The sequence below is a fragment of the Pseudoalteromonas luteoviolacea genome (assembly GCF_000814765.1).
In the GTDB taxonomy this organism is placed as follows: Bacteria; Pseudomonadota; Gammaproteobacteria; order Enterobacterales; family Alteromonadaceae; genus Pseudoalteromonas; species Pseudoalteromonas luteoviolacea_H.
This window is the reverse complement of record NZ_JWIC01000005.1, coordinates 68694-87011: the sequence shown is the minus strand read 5'-3', so window position 1 is coordinate 87011 and position 18318 is coordinate 68694. Positions and strand designations below refer to the sequence as shown.

Annotated in this window: 16 protein-coding genes; 9 read left to right on the top strand and 7 right to left on the bottom strand. The window is 39.1% G+C overall.

Annotated elements, in window-relative coordinates:
* Nucleotides 1-38 precede the first annotated feature (38 nt).
* Nucleotides 39-893: a fructosamine kinase family protein gene (locus JF50_RS07955; protein WP_039608942.1), complete on the bottom strand. Its 855-nt coding sequence runs from the start codon at nt 891-893 to the stop codon at nt 39-41.
* 126 nt (nt 894-1019) lie between these two features.
* On the opposite strand from JF50_RS07955, the gene JF50_RS07950 reads away from it, so the two are divergent.
* Entirely contained in the window at nt 1020-1712 is a 693-nt protein-coding gene (locus JF50_RS07950; protein ID WP_039608941.1) for a hypothetical protein, read from the top strand.
* A gap of 55 nt (nt 1713-1767) precedes the next feature.
* Here the strand turns inward: JF50_RS07950 and JF50_RS07945 are convergent, their stop codons facing one another.
* Nucleotides 1768-2115, bottom strand: coding sequence for a DUF3718 domain-containing protein (locus tag JF50_RS07945; RefSeq protein WP_052262185.1), 348 nt, complete (start codon nt 2113-2115; stop codon nt 1768-1770).
* Nucleotides 2116-2587: 472 nt separating this feature from the next.
* Between JF50_RS07945 and JF50_RS07940 the strand changes: the two genes are divergently transcribed.
* A complete protein-coding gene (locus tag JF50_RS07940; protein ID WP_039608940.1) occupies nt 2588-3973 on the top strand; it encodes an amidohydrolase in 1386 nt (461 codons plus the stop codon).
* Nucleotides 3974-3983: 10 nt separating this feature from the next.
* Nucleotides 3984-5225, top strand: a complete 1242-nt coding sequence (locus JF50_RS07935) for an amidohydrolase family protein (protein WP_039608939.1) — start codon at nt 3984-3986, stop codon at nt 5223-5225.
* Between the two features lie 156 nt (nt 5226-5381).
* Here JF50_RS07935 and JF50_RS07930 read toward each other — a convergent pair whose 3' ends face one another.
* Nucleotides 5382-6188 carry a hypothetical protein gene (locus JF50_RS07930; protein WP_039608938.1) on the bottom strand — a complete coding sequence of 269 codons (807 nt, stop codon included), beginning with the start codon at nt 6186-6188 and terminating at the stop codon, nt 5382-5384.
* Between the two features lie 1006 nt (nt 6189-7194).
* Here JF50_RS07930 and JF50_RS07925 point away from each other — a divergent pair.
* Complete coding sequence (locus JF50_RS07925; RefSeq protein WP_039608937.1) at nt 7195-7878, top strand: hypothetical protein; 684 nt, start codon at nt 7195-7197, stop codon at nt 7876-7878.
* A 136-nt stretch (nt 7879-8014) separates the two neighbouring features.
* Here the strand turns inward: JF50_RS07925 and JF50_RS07920 are convergent, their stop codons facing one another.
* Nucleotides 8015-8887, bottom strand: coding sequence for an SDR family oxidoreductase (locus tag JF50_RS07920; protein WP_235423406.1), 873 nt, complete (start codon nt 8885-8887; stop codon nt 8015-8017).
* Nucleotides 8888-9476: 589 nt separating this feature from the next.
* Here JF50_RS07920 and gdhA point away from each other — a divergent pair.
* The gene (gene gdhA / locus JF50_RS07915) at nt 9477-10820 is read left to right on the top strand and encodes an NADP-specific glutamate dehydrogenase (protein WP_039608935.1); all 1344 of its coding nucleotides are present in this window, start codon (nt 9477-9479) and stop codon (nt 10818-10820) included.
* 211 nt (nt 10821-11031) lie between these two features.
* Here the strand turns inward: gdhA and JF50_RS07910 are convergent, their stop codons facing one another.
* A complete protein-coding gene (locus tag JF50_RS07910; RefSeq protein ID WP_039608934.1) occupies nt 11032-11325 on the bottom strand; it encodes a hypothetical protein in 294 nt (97 codons plus the stop codon).
* Between the two features lie 62 nt (nt 11326-11387).
* Between JF50_RS07910 and JF50_RS07905 the strand changes: the two genes are divergently transcribed.
* Nucleotides 11388-11708 carry a DUF2834 domain-containing protein gene (locus JF50_RS07905; RefSeq protein ID WP_039608933.1) on the top strand — a complete coding sequence of 107 codons (321 nt, stop codon included), beginning with the start codon at nt 11388-11390 and terminating at the stop codon, nt 11706-11708.
* 106 nt (nt 11709-11814) lie between these two features.
* On the opposite strand, the gene JF50_RS07900 is transcribed toward JF50_RS07905, so the two are convergent.
* The gene (locus JF50_RS07900) at nt 11815-13947 is read right to left on the bottom strand and encodes a winged helix-turn-helix domain-containing protein (RefSeq protein WP_039608932.1); all 2133 of its coding nucleotides are present in this window, start codon (nt 13945-13947) and stop codon (nt 11815-11817) included.
* Nucleotides 13948-14243: 296 nt separating this feature from the next.
* Here JF50_RS07900 and JF50_RS07895 point away from each other — a divergent pair, with 296 nt between their 5' ends.
* The 3 genes from JF50_RS07895 (at nt 14244) to JF50_RS07885 (ending at nt 16967) form a co-directional block, all read left to right on the top strand.
* The gene (locus JF50_RS07895; RefSeq protein ID WP_039608931.1) at nt 14244-14801 is read left to right on the top strand and encodes a hypothetical protein; all 558 of its coding nucleotides are present in this window, start codon (nt 14244-14246) and stop codon (nt 14799-14801) included.
* A 74-nt stretch (nt 14802-14875) separates the two neighbouring features.
* Complete coding sequence (locus JF50_RS07890) at nt 14876-15319, top strand: hypothetical protein (protein WP_039608930.1); 444 nt, start codon at nt 14876-14878, stop codon at nt 15317-15319.
* A gap of 334 nt (nt 15320-15653) precedes the next feature.
* On the top strand, nt 15654-16967 hold the full coding sequence (locus JF50_RS07885; protein ID WP_039608929.1) for a hypothetical protein: 1314 nt from the start codon (nt 15654-15656) through the stop codon (nt 16965-16967).
* An 87-nt stretch (nt 16968-17054) separates the two neighbouring features.
* Here the strand turns inward: JF50_RS07885 and JF50_RS07880 are convergent, their stop codons facing one another.
* The gene (locus JF50_RS07880) at nt 17055-18242 is read right to left on the bottom strand and encodes a lactonase family protein (protein WP_039608928.1); all 1188 of its coding nucleotides are present in this window, start codon (nt 18240-18242) and stop codon (nt 17055-17057) included.
* Nucleotides 18243-18318: the final 76 nt, after the last annotated feature.

The window sequence follows — 18318 nt, the reverse complement described above, 5'->3', positions numbered from 1 at the left end:
CTATAGCAGTTATTGCAATTATTACCGCATGGTGACAGTTATTTCAGGATATGTTCAATCTGTTGTTTGGACTGGAGCACATAGTCGCCTGCAAAGACATTGGCATGACATAGCAAACTGTACAACTGGTAAATTGGCTTACGTTGTTGATAACCTTTATCTATTTCATAGGCTTCATTATAGCCGGTATAAAATGCTTCAGGCAATTGCGCAAACAGCTCGCTATGAGCAAGATCAACCTCTCTATCACCATAATAACAAGCGGGGCAATATACGCTTGGCTTATCGTTTGAAAAAGCAATATTACCTCGCCAAAAAAAGCCGTGAAGTAAGGAGGGCTGAACAGGATGATTGACTAAAGGCTTGATGTACTCAACAAAGTTATCAATTTCGACAAGTACAATGTTCTTTTCTTGCAATAATTGCAATTGCCATGCGATACGTTCCTCTGCAAAAAACACTGACCACTTTTTATGCCATTGATTTGGTTGAGCTAGGCCTAAGAAATAGTTATCTTGCTCGAAACCAAACATTTCTTGTTCGTGACGGCTGTGCATTTTTGCTAATGTCTTGCCGCATAAATACCAGTCTTCCTTATCTGGTTGAGAGGGTAACCACTCGTAGACGCTAAAACAGTACTCAAGACTGGACCCGATAGTAATTGGGTCTGCCACTAAAAAGTCACTGTCTCGTGTGAGTAGGGTGTGGTTATCGGCTTCACACTCGTAACGCTCAAGGGCGCTCACATGGTCAACCTTAACTAAAAAGCGATGCTTGTCGTTCTCAATTTGGTAGTTTTTAGATTTGTGGTTGCTTGGCAGTTGTGTTTTTCGAGTAAATTCAAACTTGTCATGAATCGCTTCACTGATGTACTGGTTTACTAGGTTCCACATAGTTAGCCCGGTGGCGTGTGAGCACTTTACCTAACTATGATCGATTTTGGCTATAACACAAATACTTGAGTGCAAATTTAAATCGAATAGAATAGCCACAGTTTAGAAATGTTTTGGAAGTTCACCTTGAATAAAAGTGTTATCACCAACCTAGTTGCAGCCTCGCTCGTTGCCGTAGGTTATGGATTAGATCATGATTTGGTTTTTACAATGGGATTGTTTGCGCTCTCTGGCGCTGTCACCAATTGGCTTGCTGTACATATGTTATTCGAAAAAGTACCTGGTTTGTACGGCTCAGGTGTCATTACCATTAAATTTAAAGAATTTAAAATAGCGATTAAAGAGCTGATCTTAGATGAATTTTTCAACCAAGATAAACTAAAAAGCTTCGCAGAAAAAAATCAAATCGACATAGATTTAAACCCAGTCATTGAACATGCAGATTTATCGATTGCCTTTAACAAGTTGGTGCAAGTTATCGAAGGCTCACAATTTGGTGCGATGCTGGCCATGGTGGGTGGCAAAGAGGCTATTGAGCCAATGCGCGATACTTTTACTGAAAAAATGAAAGAAGCCTTGCGTGAAATGAGTGAACAGCCAGAGTTCAAAGATAAGATTTCAGGGGTGTTAACCAATGGACAGTCTTTAGACTCGATCCGCACGGCCATTGAACATGCCGTAGACGAAAGGTTAAATGAGCTAACGCCGGTTATGGTGAAAAACATTGTTCAAAATATGATCCACACACATCTAGGTTGGTTGGTTGTGTGGGGAGGGGTATTTGGTGGAGCATTTGGTTTATTGGCAAGCGTTTTGTAAAGCCGTTAATCAGGTGTGCATTACTTTTATTTAATGCACACCATTCGCTCAGGCATTATTTAGAGCCAGATAAAACTACAGGCATTGTAGGCTGTATTTTTGCAATGTCTTTGATTGAGGTTTTGGTTTCTAAGTCGATTTTCATAAACTTCGCATTTCGAGTAATGCTATAAGCCTGCGCGAATTCATTTAAACTCATATCGTTACATTCTAGTTTGCTAGTGATACGTGTTTTGGCGGTGTGTTGTCCTCGCAATGCTGCCAACATCACATGTGGGCGGTCTGAAGCAAATGCCATGCAAAGCTCGGTTGCATGACTGTTGTCAGCGGCAACAAATTCAACAGCATGCGCGTTTGACATAGTTACTAGCGCAGTGAGTGCAGTGGTTAATAATACTTTCATCTTTGTTCTCCAAGCAGGTTGTTAAGTGCGATTCCTCTAGAGTATTGGCCTGAACGGGAGAAAATGCTGTAAGGGAAGATTGTACGAATGTAAGGAATTATGTATTTGTATTACTGCAACTGTAAGTACCTCTAACTTAGATGAAAAAACACCTCATATTTATTTCATAACAGCCGAAAAAATTACAAATAAAATTTTGTTAACAGTTCACTATCTGTATGTTTTAACGCTTTTAGCGACTTTTCCTATTTTTATTAAAACCTATTTCAAAAGTATGTATAAGTGTGTGCAAGTGTGTATGTTCTTCGCTCATAAAACAGAAAAGGCGTGCCTGTTTTTTATACAATATTGCGTTTTATGACGTAATTTATCGTAATTTATGGCATTTTGAGGTTTTTACATCGAAATTTTTGTGAAATTTCGCTACAGTCTGTTTGATAACTACAGTCACAAAAACTACAGAGACGAAAATATGAATATGTTCAAACCCTCTGTGATCGTGCTTGCTCTAAGCACAGCTCTTTTGGGATGCCAGCAAGACACTGGTCCTCAAAAAGATAAAGTCACAATCGAGAAAAATCCATATCCAAGCACTTATCAGCCTCATTCAACGACAAGTACCTTAATTACTAATGCGACGGTATTAACGGGCACAGGTGAAAGAATCAATGACGCTGATGTCTACATTGTTGATGGCAAAATTAGTCAAGTAGGCAAAGACTTATCAGTAAATGCTGACACAACAATTGACGCTGCTGGTAAATGGGTAACACCTGGCATTATAGACAATCACTCACATTTAGGTGCGTATCCAAACCCAGGTGTTGAATCTCACCAAGACGGTAATGAAATGATCCACCCTAATACCGCGCAAGTGTGGGTTGAGCATTCAGTATGGCCACAAGATCCTGGTTTTAACCGTGCACGTGAAGGCGGTATTACGTCACTACAAATTTTACCAGGCTCTGCAAACTTATTTGGTGGCCGAGCGGTAACGCTTAAAAACGTACCATCAGAAACCATGCAAGGCATGAAGTTCCCTGAAGCACCATATGGTCTGAAAATGGCGTGTGGTGAAAACCCTAAACGCGTATATGGTGGTCAAGGTGTTGCACCAAAAACACGTATGGGTAACATGGCAGGTTATCGTGAAGCTTGGATTGAAGCGACAGAATACAAGCGTGCTTGGGAACAGTACGATGCTGAATATGCAGCGGGTTTAAACCCAGATGCACCACATCGTGATATTAAGCTGGATACGCTACGCGGCGTACTTGACGGTGAAATCTTAATTCATAACCACTGTTATAAAGCTGAAGAAATGGCCATGATGATCGACCTTTCTAAAGAGTTTGGTTATCACGCAGGTACTTTCCACCACGGTATTGAAGCATATAAAATTGCAGACTTACTAGGTGAGAATGGTAACTGTGCTGCACTTTGGCCTGATTGGTGGGGCTTTAAAATGGAAGCATATGACATGTCACTTGAAAACGTGGCGATTGTTGATGCTGCTAAAAACTCATGTGCGGTTATTCACTCTGACTCAGATACAACTATTCAGCGCCTGAATCATGAAGCGGCAAAAGTCATGTATTCGGCAAATGAAGTTGGCTTTGATATTAAAGAAGAGCATGCGATTAAGTGGATCACATATAATGCGGCGAAATCTCTGGGTATTGAAGATTTAACAGGCTCTATTGCGTCAGGCAAACAAGCTGACGTTGTCATTTGGGACCAAAGCCCGTTTAGCGTTTATTCAAAAGCTGAAAAAGTATTTATTGATGGTGCTAAGGTATATGACCGCCATGACAGTAAGTACCAAGCAGTTAGTGATTTTATGTTAGGCCAGCGCTAGGGGAGTCGCCATGAACAAGTTTAAATTATCTATTCTAACTGGTGCACTACTGAGCTCTTCAGCGGTATTTGCACAAGTAACAGCGATTACCAATGCGACTGTACACACACTAACCAAGCAAGGTGTGTTAGAGAATGCAACTGTGGTGATTGAAAACGGCAAAATCACGGCTGTAAATCCGAAATCTTTTAGCGCAGATATCACTGTAGATGCGCAAGGTAAAGTATTGACACCAGGTTTAATTGGTACAATGAATCAACTTGGTTTAGTCGAAGTGGGCGCGGTTTCGCGTTCAGTGGATGCTTATGACAAATCAGGTATTGAATTTGATCCCAGTAGTGCATTTAACCCACGTTCTAGCTTGATCCCATATGCGAGAAAAGGCGGTTTAACGCAAAACTTAAGCATTCCTTCTTTACCGTGGGGCGAAAGTGGCGTATTCATGGGTCTTGGTTTCGTTGCTGATCTGTCTGGTGAATTTGGGAGTGTAACAGACAGTCACTCTGCATTGATTGTTGATTTAGGTGCTGTAAGTGGAGATGGCTCTCGCGCAGCCTCTTTACAAGCATTTTCTAAAAAGCTGTCGGAGCAGAAGAAAAAACTAGCGTCGAAAAAAGACAAAAAAGATGACAAAGAACCGTCATCAGAAGAAAAACTTTTGACAGACGTGTTGAATGGGAAGCTACCTGTAGTGGCTTCTGCTTCTCGTGCATCTCAATTACTTGAATTGATCAAACTAAAAGAAAAGTTTGGCTTAAATTTGATTATTGAAGGCGCGCAAGATGCGGTATTGGTAAAAGATGAGCTAGCCAAAGCGAAAGTACCTGTTATTGTTAGCTCGGTTGCAAACCTTCCTACTGGTTTTGATGCATTGCATGCAAACTTGGGTAATGCTGGTACACTTGAAAAAGCGGGTGTAAAAGTAATTCTAAATGTGGCCGGAGATGGCAGTCACAATGTTTACCAAATGCGTTTTAATGCAGGTATTGCTGTCGCAAATGGTATGTCTCACGAAGGGGCATTAAAAGCGATGACTGTAAACGTTGCTGATGCATTTGGCATTGAAGGCGGTAAGATTGCCAAAGGTGAACGTGCAGATGTTGTGCTTTGGACAGCCGATCCTTTTGAGTTTAGCACGCGTGTTGATAAAATTTGGATAAATGGTGAGCAAGTCACAACTGAGTCTCGCCATGACAAATTAACAGAGCGATATACCACAGACTCATCAATGCCTCGTGGTTACACCAAGTAATTACGTGAATAATTGACTTAGGCGCCTATTAGCGCCTTTTTTATTGGCCGCCAATGTGTTTTTCCTCGTTACTTTGTGTAATCGCGTTGATAGGTGATGGAGAAAAAGCAAAAAAAGAAGTGCTAGGCACTTCTTTTGAGGTTTTCGAAGTATAAATTACTTATAAACAGTGTAATCTACTTCAAGGTTGATGTCGTTTTCACCAGATACAACCCATACTTGTGTACGCTGGATGCGGCCAACAGGGCTGTGACAAGTCACTACTTGTCTGAATGCTGGGCCAGAGTAATTGTATACCGCGTTTTCAAGACCGTAATGGTTTGTGTGGAATAGTGGGGTACTGTCATAACCGTTGAAAACACGAGACTCAAAGCCTTCATTCATTGTTGCTGAACAATATGTATCTTTGTTTTTGTTGTCAATGTGCAATGACGAAGTGTAGCTTACTTGATCATACCAGCCACGACCGCCACAATGTGAGCTTGAACCAGTGCAGTCTGGCATTTTATATTCGCCAACACCGACTAGGTTTGTTTCCCAAGTGATTTCTGGCAACGCTGAGAACTTATGATAGACCTTGTACTGATCTCCCGCTAAAGTTTGACAGTTCAAAGCTAAGACACGGTTACGCTTTAGTTGCTCGTCAGAGAAACCTGCATTGAAGTGAACCGTATCGACCATAGTCGCGCCAATACCCGCTGTACCAATGTTGACAGTGCCGTATTGTTGACCTGTAAGCTCGTCAAAGATGTATCCACTTGTACACTCAGAACCTGCTTCTTTGTAGTAAACCCAAGCTTCAAAAGAGCGAGCACTTAAAGAGTCAGTTACGATTCGATCGACAGCGCCATTTGCGTAAGACGTTGCTCTATCATAACCATCTAGATCTTGCACGGCAGTTTGAGCAAATGCTGAGGTTGCTAATAGGCTAGATGTAAGCGCTGCGAGTAATTTAAGTTTCATTGGTAACTCCATTGTTTTTAACAGGATGCTTTTTCCTGATGATTGGTCTGACGCAGATGTATTTCCTTAGTTGGGAACTTACATCTTGAATATAAATTTATTCATGCATCGAATTCTATTTAATCCGCTAGTATTGATATATTTGTAATGTATATAGCAATGTTCAAACGGCACTAGAAAATAAAAACTAGATGTTAGCTGGGCTCTAAACTTAGTTTTTATTTCTGTCCGTTGCGGATTGCCAAATAACCTAACGGCTAATTTTTATTGTGTAAACCCCTTGGAGTGACTTCCGTATTGATGATTATTTTTATATACAAAACTTAATTAATTGGAATTTAATATTCTTAATTTTATGTTTAATTTTATTTTTTATATTTCAATAATGTGGTTTTTATCCGTTATGAAATTGTTTTCTTTTAATGTAACCATATGAAATTAATAGCTATAAGTTTTCACTTTCTAAACGATGCTGAGCTGAATAGCTATATAGTAATAAAAGTAAAGTTAAGGGAGGTGTTGAATAACTAAGCTGTTGCTAAATTCTCAGTTATGAAAGTGGAATTTTCACAATGGGCAAACAGGATTTTTAATGTAAAAAATAGGACTATAAAAAATTAAAAATAATTTTTTATTTTGATCTAAATCTATTCTTGGTTCTAATTTGTTTTGCAAATGCGGGGTGATCACGTAACTTTGCTCAGCTTATTTATGTATTGTAGAGTTGATTTGGTGTTACATAAGCACAATGCTCTTCGGAGTCAGTCATTTCCGTTTGCTGCTTATATTGTCAACAGCTAAGCGTGAAGCTGCACAAAAGAGGGCTATCATTATAGTAAATGTTAATGACACGCATTTAAATTATTAGTAAAGTGAAGCGTGTTAGTATTGAATAAATCTGCTTGTTTTTAGATTGTCAGTTTGAAAATCAGTAACCAAAAGCTACAGTGAAAATAGTACATAAATTGGTGTTTAGTAGATAAAAGTATTGTTGAGGTTTTAAAGTGTGTTGATAGATGTTTTACAGATCAGCTATTTATCGAGCGTAGTGATCGTATTTTTGATTACAGTATCCTTGATATCCATTCAGCAGGGGCTACCGAAATTCCAGCGACTTGAGCTTGCGTTGTGTTGGTTGATGATTTTGTCACCTGCCGTTGAATTTATGAGCTTACTTGAATTTGACATTCCATGGTTGGCAGTCGCATTTATACATGCTTCGCCTTTGTTACTTGGACCATTGATCGTTTTGTATCGACAAGAAATGAGCCACATGCGGTCTGGGTACTGGTGGCCTTGCATACATGCCATCCCGTTTCTTTTGTTTTTTACTTACCGCCTGATAGAAAATATAGAAATCACTCTGGTTGTGGGCGTTTTATACTTAACACAAATTATTTTTTATCAGGTTAACTTAATTAAAGCGTGTTGGCCTGAGCAAACATTTCAGTTTCCTAAACCAAAATCTACAGTTGCACTCATTCCTCATAAGGTATTGGTCGCATTTTATTTTGTATTTTCATTCGCAGGCGTGGTTCAAATGATTGGCTACTTGTTTAATCTTGAGCAAATATGGTTGCTTTTACACGTCACAAATACAGTTGTGTTCATATATGTCGTGCTACTTTGTAGAGGATATATAAACTTGTTACTCAAAAAGTTGGATAATTTAAATCAACCTTCTTGTTAGATTCTACAACTAAGTCTTTGCGGCATATTACTGACTGTAATCACCGCCTCACCCACAGGTTAGGCGGTTTATATATACATCTGCTTTAAAGCCAGTTTTTGGTGCTTCTCTAATTTAACATCAGTTAAGTCATGTTTTAGATAAATGCGGCACGGTTTTCAGCTACAAATTCTTTAAGGGTTGTGAGCTTCCTCCCAAGTAATGCCTCTCCATCAGGGCTCACTACAGCTGCTTGGTTGTCTGCAAATAGGTTAAATAATTCAACTAACCCTTCTGCTTGCCACTGCGGCCAACCAGCATCAAGTAAAAATGCTAATGTGGTTTCATTGTCTGGTGAAATATGCGTAACGTTTTTGTCTAATATCGTACTAAACGTGTGTGCTATTTCTTCACCGCTGAGCAGTTCTGGGCCTGTGATGTCGTAAGCCTTATTCTGATGCGCATTAGATGTTAAGACATTGGCTGCAATTTCACCGATGTCGGACACCAATAAAGGTGCAAATTTACCAGTACCTGTACCTAGGTAAAGGGTCCCTTGTTTAATGCCATCAGCCCAGCCAAGCAGATTATCTTGGAAAAAGATGGCACGTAAATGTGTCCAGTTAAGGCCCGAATTCTCAAGGTACTTTTCGCCAAAACGGAATTGGCGTCCAAATAAAATCGCTTCATATTCGGCACCAAATACAGAGTAAAATATAAAGTCTTTGACTGACGTTTCTGCGATGGCTGCATCTATGACTAGCTTGGCGTGTTGCTCACGCTCTAAAACGTTTCCAGTAATGTAAAAGACTTTATCTATGCCATGCATTGAGGCGGTCAATGTATCTGGTTGCTCGATATCCATAATGCGTGTTTTTAAGTTGGGAAATTGTGATTTTAGTGCTTGCGCTTTTTCTTCGCTTCTCACACCTGCGATAATTGTATCCTGCAGATTTGTCTTAGCGAAAAGGGCTTTAATAGTTGCAATACCGTTAAGGCCAGCTGCACCGATGATAAGAATATTAGACATAATCATTTCTCCAATTTATGACGTTATTTGCTTTGATGGGATGATTTTATGTTTAATTTTTAAGATTAAAAATTTCAAAAATATGGGCTTATCATTCTTATTTTTGAAATGTCTGGTTTTACATGTGCATGCTTCGAGTTGTGCGTCAAGACACCCTTGCGACCTATGTGGATTAATTTGTATTCAGAGACATCAGTGCCATGTTTTGCAATGAGACCAAGTACGATAAAAGTTGTGGGAAGTGACATTACATAGCCATTACCTAGTGGCTGAATATCGCAAATTATGAAGGTGCATCAGAGTGACCATAAAATCTAAATATTGTTTGTATATAAATTACAACACTCTGTGATAATCCAATTGAATGAGCGTGCCGTATTCACCGGTCTTATAAAATGTCACAGAGCGAACTATATTTTAATCAAGATACTTACTCGTTGTTTGTTGCTCAGCTTATTCTGATATTGCGAATGAAATGTTCTAAAAACACCAAATGTTGGATTATCAAGGCTGAGTTAACATGACAAATACCAAAGCTTGAATGTAGCTAATCTTAGAAGCGCTATTTTAACAAATAAGAAGGTAAAAAATGTACGATGATTTGACACTTGAGCATTTTATGGAAGGGCTGATAAAACGTAATCCACATGAGCCAGAGTTTCATCAGGCTGTAAAAGAGGTTGCTGAGTCGGTTATACCATATATTAATAAACACCCCCAATACAAACAAGCACATATTTTAGAAAGGATGACTGAGCCAGATAAAGTCGTCTCGTTTAGAGTTTCTTGGGAAGACGATGACGGCAATATTCGTATCAACCGTGGTTATCGAGTTCAGTTTAACAACTCGATAGGCCCTTATAAAGGGGGGCTGCGTTTTGACTCTTCGGTTAATTTAAGTGTGTTAAAGTTTTTAGGGTTTGAGCAAACATTTAAAAATAGCTTAACTACGTTGCCAATTGGTGCAGGCAAAGGCGGATCAGACTTTAATCCAAAAGGAAAGTCTGATCGTGAGATTATGCGTTTTTGCCAATCGTTTATGACGCAGCTGTATCAGCACATTGGGCCAAATATGGATGTTCCTGCAGGTGATATCGGAGTGGGTTCCAAAGAGATAAGTTATCTATTTGGTCAATACAAGCGTTTAACGCATCAGTTTGAGAGTGTATTAACTGGCAAGTCACTTGAGTTTGGTGGAAGTTTAATTCGAACCGAGGCTACCGGGTATGGTAACGCATACTTTATGCAAGCCATGTTAGCGCATCAGGATGACGAAATAAAAGGAAAGACATGTTTGGTCTCAGGGTCAGGGAATGTCGCGTTACATTGTGCTGAGAAAATCATTCAATTGGGAGGGAAAGTTCTGACACTTTCTGATTCGGGTGGCACGCTGTTGGTCCCTGAAGGAATAGATCAAGACAAACTCAATCTCATCAAAGAGGTCAAAACTAACCAAAGGAAGCGATTGAGCACGTTAACAGAGCAGTTCTCGTGTGAATTTTTTGAAGGTAAGAAGCCATGGCATATCAAGGCAGATCTTGCGTTTCCATGTGCGACTCAAAATGAGCTCAATGAAGCAGATGCAACCATTTTAGCTGAGCATGGGTGTATTGCGGTATCTGAAGGCGCAAATATGCCTTGTACCCCAGAAGCGGTGCATATTTTTCATCAGCGAGGTATTTTATATGCGCCAGGTAAAGCGGCAAATGCTGGTGGCGTGGCTGTCTCTGCATTGGAGATGTCTCAAAATAGCATCAGAATGTCGTGGTCTGAACAAGAGCTTGAGCAAAAGTTACACATGATAATGCAGCAAATACACGACCAATGTGTGAAGCATGGTACTCAACATGGCAAGGTTAATTACGTTGATGGTGCAAACATCGCTGGGTTCATTAAGGTAGCGGATGCGATGTTGGCGTATGGCGTTGTTTAACTTTGGGTCAAACAAGTGTGATTTGGTACTCTGACTTAGAAACGAACTACATAAGCCGGTAGTTTATAGCTCCCAAAATAAGGGAGCTATTCAGTCTGTGTTTATATCTCTTCTAAAATACAAGGTTTAGTGCCACACAGGGCGTGCTGTTGTGGAGTTATTTCAACAAATGCGGCATCAAGTGGAGTATTTTCGCACAGACCGGCATTTTTTAGTGCTGAATTGGCTTAAAGCGTTTCCATGAATTTCTATCGACAAAATGTAATTTTGAGTCTCTGTAGCTGGCGTTATACACAAACTGTAAGCCGCTATAGTATCGAACCAGTAGCTGACCAGAACAGTCTTGTGATGTGAAATGTAGATGCCTTTCGGAGAGGTCATTTGGTCTAAACTGTCTGAAAGTGTTACTTTCAGCTGGTGCTAGATCCCATACCAGACCACTGTTTAGATATCGAATGCCCATAACGCGCCAAATTTGAGTTACACCATGACCTTGATATAGCATCGTAATGCCTTTTTAGGTAACTTACTATATGGTCATTTTAAATGGCGGATAATAAGGAAATCATGAAATATATCTATGGCGTATTATGTGTTTTAGGTGCTGTGCTACCTTACTGTGTATTTTTGCCTTGGCTTGCAGCAAATGGGCCGAACTTGTTACTGTTATACACTCAAATTAGCACTAATCCTTTGTCATCTATGGCATGGCTCGATGTCATTGTTTCTGCCTTTGTATTGGTTGCTTTCATTATTTATGAAGGCAGGCAGCTGAAAATGAAGCTTTTGTGGCTGCCTATTGTAAGTACATTCACTGTTGGGGTATCACTTGGCTTACCTTTATTTCTATTAATGAGGGAGCTGCATTTAGAGAAAACAAAACTTTAATTGAGTTCAAAGTGGTGTTGCTGCATGACTTTTGACGTTGTGATATTCAAATAGAGGCGCTGCTTTAACTAAACTGATAAAGCAGCCAGCCTAACAACCCGACATGTTATTTGTTTAATATGAGTTCAACGACTTCCTTTTTAGAAGCGATTCTGGCAGTGATAAATATATGTGTATTGTCTACATCATCAATGCTCACAGTATTGCTTGGTAATTTCCCGATGATATTCAGCTGCTTCTCACGTAAATTAAATGACCAAAGTTCAAAGTTATTATTCATTCCATAAATGATCTGGCCTTTCACGATAAAGGGTTTATTGTCGCCACCTTGATTATTTAATGCGGGAATAGGTTCTGCCTCAACACTTCCTAACAACCAAAACTTATCCATTGTATCTGTGTATATCAATTGTCCACTGTCTGTTTTACCTGCCCAGTTTATACGTTTATCTGTTAATACCTGAAACTGTGACGTATTTAAGTCGTATTCGACTAGCTTTTGCACGCCACGAATATTGGCAAGTGTGAGTACCGTATTGTGTGCTTTGTTCCAATTAAGCAGCTCTAAAATGAGGTGTGGGGTAGTGTAGTGATGCTGTGTGCCGTCTAGTTGAACGTGAATAAGTTCATTGTTTACATTCGCAAGTATACTTGAGCCATCGACTGCCCAATGTATACCGCTTATATAGCTATCAATAGGGAATTGGGTCAATTGGATAAGCTTCGATTGCTCGCTCAACCAAATTTGTTCACTGCCTGAGCGGTTTGATGAAAATGCGATTAAACTCCCATTTGGCTGAACTGTTACCGAGTCTTCTGCAACCGTTGAGCGTTCAATGATGTGCTGAGATAGTGTTAGTGTGTTTGTTCCAACGCGGTTGGTCGGAATTGCTGCAATATCGCTGTCGAAGTTGCCTTTGATTACAAGCGCTTTATTGCCATCAGGGTGAAAGTTTGGAGAGAATGTCGGTTGATCTAGCGGTATGCTGATATTTTTTACTTCACCCTCAAAAGATAGTGTAAAAAACTGTCTACCTGTACTAAAAATAAGGTGATTCTCGATGGGTGAAAAGTTTGCGACTAAAAATCTTCTCCGTTGTGCTTCAGGTGGAAAGTTGATGGGGTTGCTTGAGATGAGTTCACCACTTGAATTAAGAATATCGATATAGTATCTACTGTCATCATGAACACTGATAACGGAAAACAAATCCTCTTTAACTGAGTAGTCATAGTAGACAATATTGCCGTTATCCACTTGATAGAGCACCGTACTTTGATTGTTTTGTGCAGAATAGCTTATGAGCTGCCACTGGGTACCTTCTCGTTGCATTAACGCAATTTTATTGTTGTTCAACCAATGAGGTAAACGGATTTCCGAGGTTTTACATTCTAGTAAAATATTAATTGGCTGGGGCTCTCGAAGGGCCATCTTAAAATCCATGCTAATCAATTGATAACACTTCTTTTGTATCGTTGGTTGTTCGCAGTCCATGGTACGAATAAAGACTAACTGTTTGCCATCGGGAGAGAAGCTGTGGCTACCGTAGCTGTCGATGTTTTCAGTGAGTTTATGTTCTTGCTGTGTGTCTAAGTTTTTAGCCCAGATATTGTTGACACACTCTTGCTGTGAATAGCGGTGAAAAATGATGTATTTGCCATCAGGAGAGTAGATGCTGGCGAATTCTCTCCCATCTGAGGCTGTTAAGGCGCGTATTTCTCCAACTGAAAAAGATTGAGACGTATCTGAAGTGGCAAAATGAGCACCAATGAATCCGCATAATACCAGCGTTGTGAAAAAGAAGAGGAGTTTAATATGCCAACTTGCGAAAATTGTCGGTATGTCTTCAACACTTTTAAGTGGCTTACCTTTTTCTGGAACTAACCGACTTTTCGATGTAGTCACTAATTGGGGTTGTGGCTCTGGTTGCCAGCGGACGTGACACTCTAAACTGTAGCCTTGTTTAGAGTGTGTTTTGATATAAACCTGTCCTTTACCATCGTCACCTAAGGCTTTACGAAGTTGCGCAATACTGCGCTGTAAGCTGTTTTGAGAAACGATAGTATCTGGCCAAACTTCTGACAACAATGTGTCTTGGCTTACCACTTTCCCTTGCTGCTTAGCTAGACTAGTTAAAACCGCCAACGCTTTTGGGGCGACGATTTGTGGCTGTTTATTTCGCGTTATTTGATTTCTGGATAAATCGACAAAAAAATCACCAATCCAATATTGTTTTGCCATAGTGCTTCAATTTCACTCTTTGATTGTTATTATTTCTTTGATGAAACGTTTTAAGCATACCTGCGTTATAGTTAAATTTCAAACTCATAACCATATGATTTTTATGGCTTTAAATTCTAAAGTTTATGGCGGTAAGGTAATAGGATAGAGCTAGTATTGAGTTGATTTTTTGCAGTTTATTTGCTGTTTATGACAAAAAACATCTAAAAATAGGTTAGACTCCTCCCCGTGATAACGACGCTTGAATTAGCTTTGCGGTGTGTTTAGTTTCAACTACTTATGAAAAAGACTTTATTATGAAAAACATTTACTTGTCTCTTATCTTACTCTCGTTGATTGGGTGTGCAAATATCCCTCAGCCTTTGGAGGTAAAATCAGATGGTTATTTCCCTGCATCTAAAGAGATTGATCAACAGTATCTTCTCACTAATATCAAAGCAGACAAGAAATACAAAATCGTTTTTATGCGTGAAGAGATAAGTTACCGTTTGAGAGCAGATATAAAAGAGGGCTACAGCACGGTTCATAGACAAGCCTTACTTGATATGGGGTTTACTGTTTATAACTCTGAAGAGTTAATAAAGTTAATGCAAAATCATAATATTAAAACGGATCGTTTTTTGGTGGACTATGACGCCGTAAAAAAACTCCAAAAGGTTGTTGGTGATATTCTGGTGGTAGACATTAAATATTTACCTGAAAATAAAGAATGGAATAGATACACCATAAAAGCATCTAACTTGAGTGAAGAGGTTTACTTTCATATTTCATTTTTACCATTCACATTGAGCTCTTATGAAAAAGGCATGGTGTATCCTGCCTTCAACCGGTTTGTCGATTGGTATAGGCAGTAATTATGGTTTAATACGGTACAAACACAGTTTCAATCTTTTTAGACTCGCACAAGAATATACTTAAGGATAATAAGTTGAAAAAAATAGAAAAAATAGGCTTATGTGCTTGTTTATTGCTTATGACTAATTTTGCACAATCTCAAGGTAGTAATGGCATGTCTGCGTGTATCTCATTGCACGAAGTTGTTACGTCGGTCATTGAGCGAAAAGCCAAAGGCATACCTAAACAAGTTATGATAAGCCGACTTGCTCCTAAACGAGTATTAGAGCAGTCAGAGTTTACGAGCCCGAAAGAGATTATTGCGCTGAATATGCATGAAATCATTGATGATGTATATGACTTTGAAACTCCAGATCGAGATGTTTATGCACATTACGCTGTTGAAAAGTGTTTGGTAAGGGTAGATGGAGGCATTGTTAAGCCTTATCAGTTATTATTTTCAAATCTGAAAAAATGTGGAACATTGCACACAGGCATAGTGCAGCGTCAATGTGTGTCAGCTGCTTTGCGTCACTAGGTCAAATTCATAAGATTCACTATTATTTTGGCGTTAGTACGGGGTATCTTTATATAAACGTGATATGTCGCGGGTTATGTGTCGATGACTCCACTGTTTTGGCTACATCAAATATTCTATTATAATCGCCACGGTCTATTTTTTGACTCTACTAAGAAAGGATTATCTAAATAGTAGGGTTACTATTCTCTGTGGATGGTATGTCGTATTTTCGCAACGTGTACTTTTATGGTTTTAAATATGTCTTTATTCACTCATGATTTAAAAATATAACACTAAAGAAGATATTGCGCCTGCCGATAGGTCTAATCAGAGTGTGTATAAGGAGATCACGATGAAAATAAGACCTGCTCTTAACCTTAATTTGTCAAATTCAAAGTTTGCCGAGTCTAATACTTCGATTATAAAAAGTGAAAAACTTGAGCAAGGTTCAAAAGTGCTACCGACTTCTACTATAGAGACTCCAGTTGAGACATATAGCCCGTATTCACGAGCCAAGCAATATAGAGTTCATTTGATTAACTTCTCTAGTGATAATGGTGGTATCGCTAAGCCGCCAGAGTATCGTTATGGTGAACTGTCGACATTAGAAGACATTGATGCGTTTCTCACACATGAAGATCGGTTAACAAAAGAACAGGCAGACATACTTCGCTCTCATGTACCGTCTAAAGAATTACTCTCGTTAATGGATAAAATGGACGATGAAACATTGAGTCAATTCGTCGATGTTTTAGCAAATTCATTTAATGTTGGAAGTGTTCTTGGAGTTGGGGCAAATATGGAAAAAGCACAGGAGTTGGTGTCTGTACTCAACTCCATGTCTGAAGATGACATAGAAGATACCGTACGTACATTGACGGCACTCTCTGAACAAGAAAATGAAGATAGTGACTTTGGCTTTTATTTATCGTCGTCTTACCATAAGAATCAAGAAGATGTGACTTTTCGAACTTTTTCTGAGGCGGCAAATTATAAAACCCTCGCAAGTCAAAAGTTACATTTTGGCAAGATTACTCACCAGTACGTCGATTTATTAGCGAAAAACCGGTACTCGCAAGGAGACATTGAATCAATTAATCAGCATTTGAAAGAAAGCAGTTTCGAACAAAGCCGTGGGATTTTAGATATGGCGACTCATATAAAGAATAATGATCGAGCGTCTTTTCTCAATCTACTAGATGAAGTCGATAAAGACAGTGAAAACAATATATTTGCGTACGTGAGCAGACTTGTAGATGTGGATGAATACACCAGTGCATATGAGAGTTCAGAGGGCGGTAAGGTACTATTTACTGATAAGATGGAAACTGAGTCTGAACGTACAGAGATGTATACTCACCTGTTTGATGCTTATGAAAAGCAAGGCGTTACTTGGATGGAAGATGTTATTGAACATGCGCATGATCATCCACCTCAGGTCCAATCTCAAGTATGGCAAGCGATTAATCAAACCATCGAAGATAACCCAGCTTTATTCGAAAAATCTGATTCTGTAGAAATGTGGATTACAATGCGTCTTTCATCTATACAGCGGGACTTTGAAAATAAGCAAATTGATGAAATTTATGATGCCGCTGAACTACCTGACATACCATATAACTTAGGAAGGCTCAGTTGGATAAAAAATGAAGAGGTGGCAGAGTGATTAAAGTTTGGTTTAATCTCAATTTATTTAAAGAGCATGTGTGATCACAAGCATGCTCTTGTACTCTAGGCTTGAATTGAAATGCGGTCAGATAATCTCAAAAATAAAGATTTCATTATTTTTACCTGTAGTCACAAATACACGCTGACCATCTTGAGATAAACTAATCGAAGATACACCGTTTATATTACTTAGACCACTGTGTTTGATGTGTTCAATTAAAGTCAGTTCACCACTGCTAGGTGATTGCCTAAACACTAAAAAACCTTTATCAGCTTCACCAGCTGCGAAGACTAAGTTATGTTTATCAGCATAAGCAATACAGCATGCACCGGATAAACCATCAGTTTGCTTGTGGTCAATTACTTGAATAAGTTCAAAATACTCTGAAGCATTTCTTTTAAACACATTAAGACTATTACTTTTGGATGCTGCAACAAATAAAAATTGATTGTCAGGGGTAATGACAATTTGTTGTGGGTTTTGCATGGTTTGGATTTGTTTTTCACCATGAGCAATAGATTGACTTAACCTGTACTTTGCGCCTTTTTCTCTATGTAAAATAGATATTTTACTCTGCTCGAAGCCGCTGATATAAAGCCAATTCGCGTCTTTAGATTGAGCGATAGAGGTGGGTTTTCCCCAATTATGATTGGGCAGCAACTGGCCTAAGAAATTGAGCTTCCCCGAACTTTTGACCTCAAATGTACTAACGGCATTGCTTTGATAACTGGCCACATAGAGCGTTTTATTGTCTTGTGAAATGAGTGTATCCCATGCACCAATGAGCTTAAAAGTGTCTTTATCGCGGACCTTTTTATAGTCACGAAATGCCTGTTTCATATCTATGTGATCACTAAGCGTTTCTACATGTTTAAATTGCCCGTTATCGTTGCGTTTAAATGTCGATAGTGAACCACTATAAAAAGATGAAACAATAGCAATATCGCTGTCAATGACATAAGAAATATCAGAAGCCCCTTCAAGTGCCAGTTGGTGATTGTGCTGCTTTGAAAAACTTTGAGAATATTGAAATTTTTGCTGCTCATTTTGCTTAAAAATGGACAGTGCATTGCTATCACCACTCACAACCAAAAGCACTTGTGCTGCGGTGTTAAACACATATCTGGGGTTGGCTATTTCAAAGTGAGGGTTATTTGCATTTTTAATTGTTTGTTTGTGTCGTAGTGGGCTTTTGTTTGTAATTACTTGATCTGCTAATGTAAGAGAGGACGCGCATGCCAGCGTAAATAAAAAGAGTGTACGAAACATCATAATCGGTACTTAATTTCATAAAGTAACCCTATATGAACATGCAAAAGATCATAAATCAACCTATAAGCTTATGATC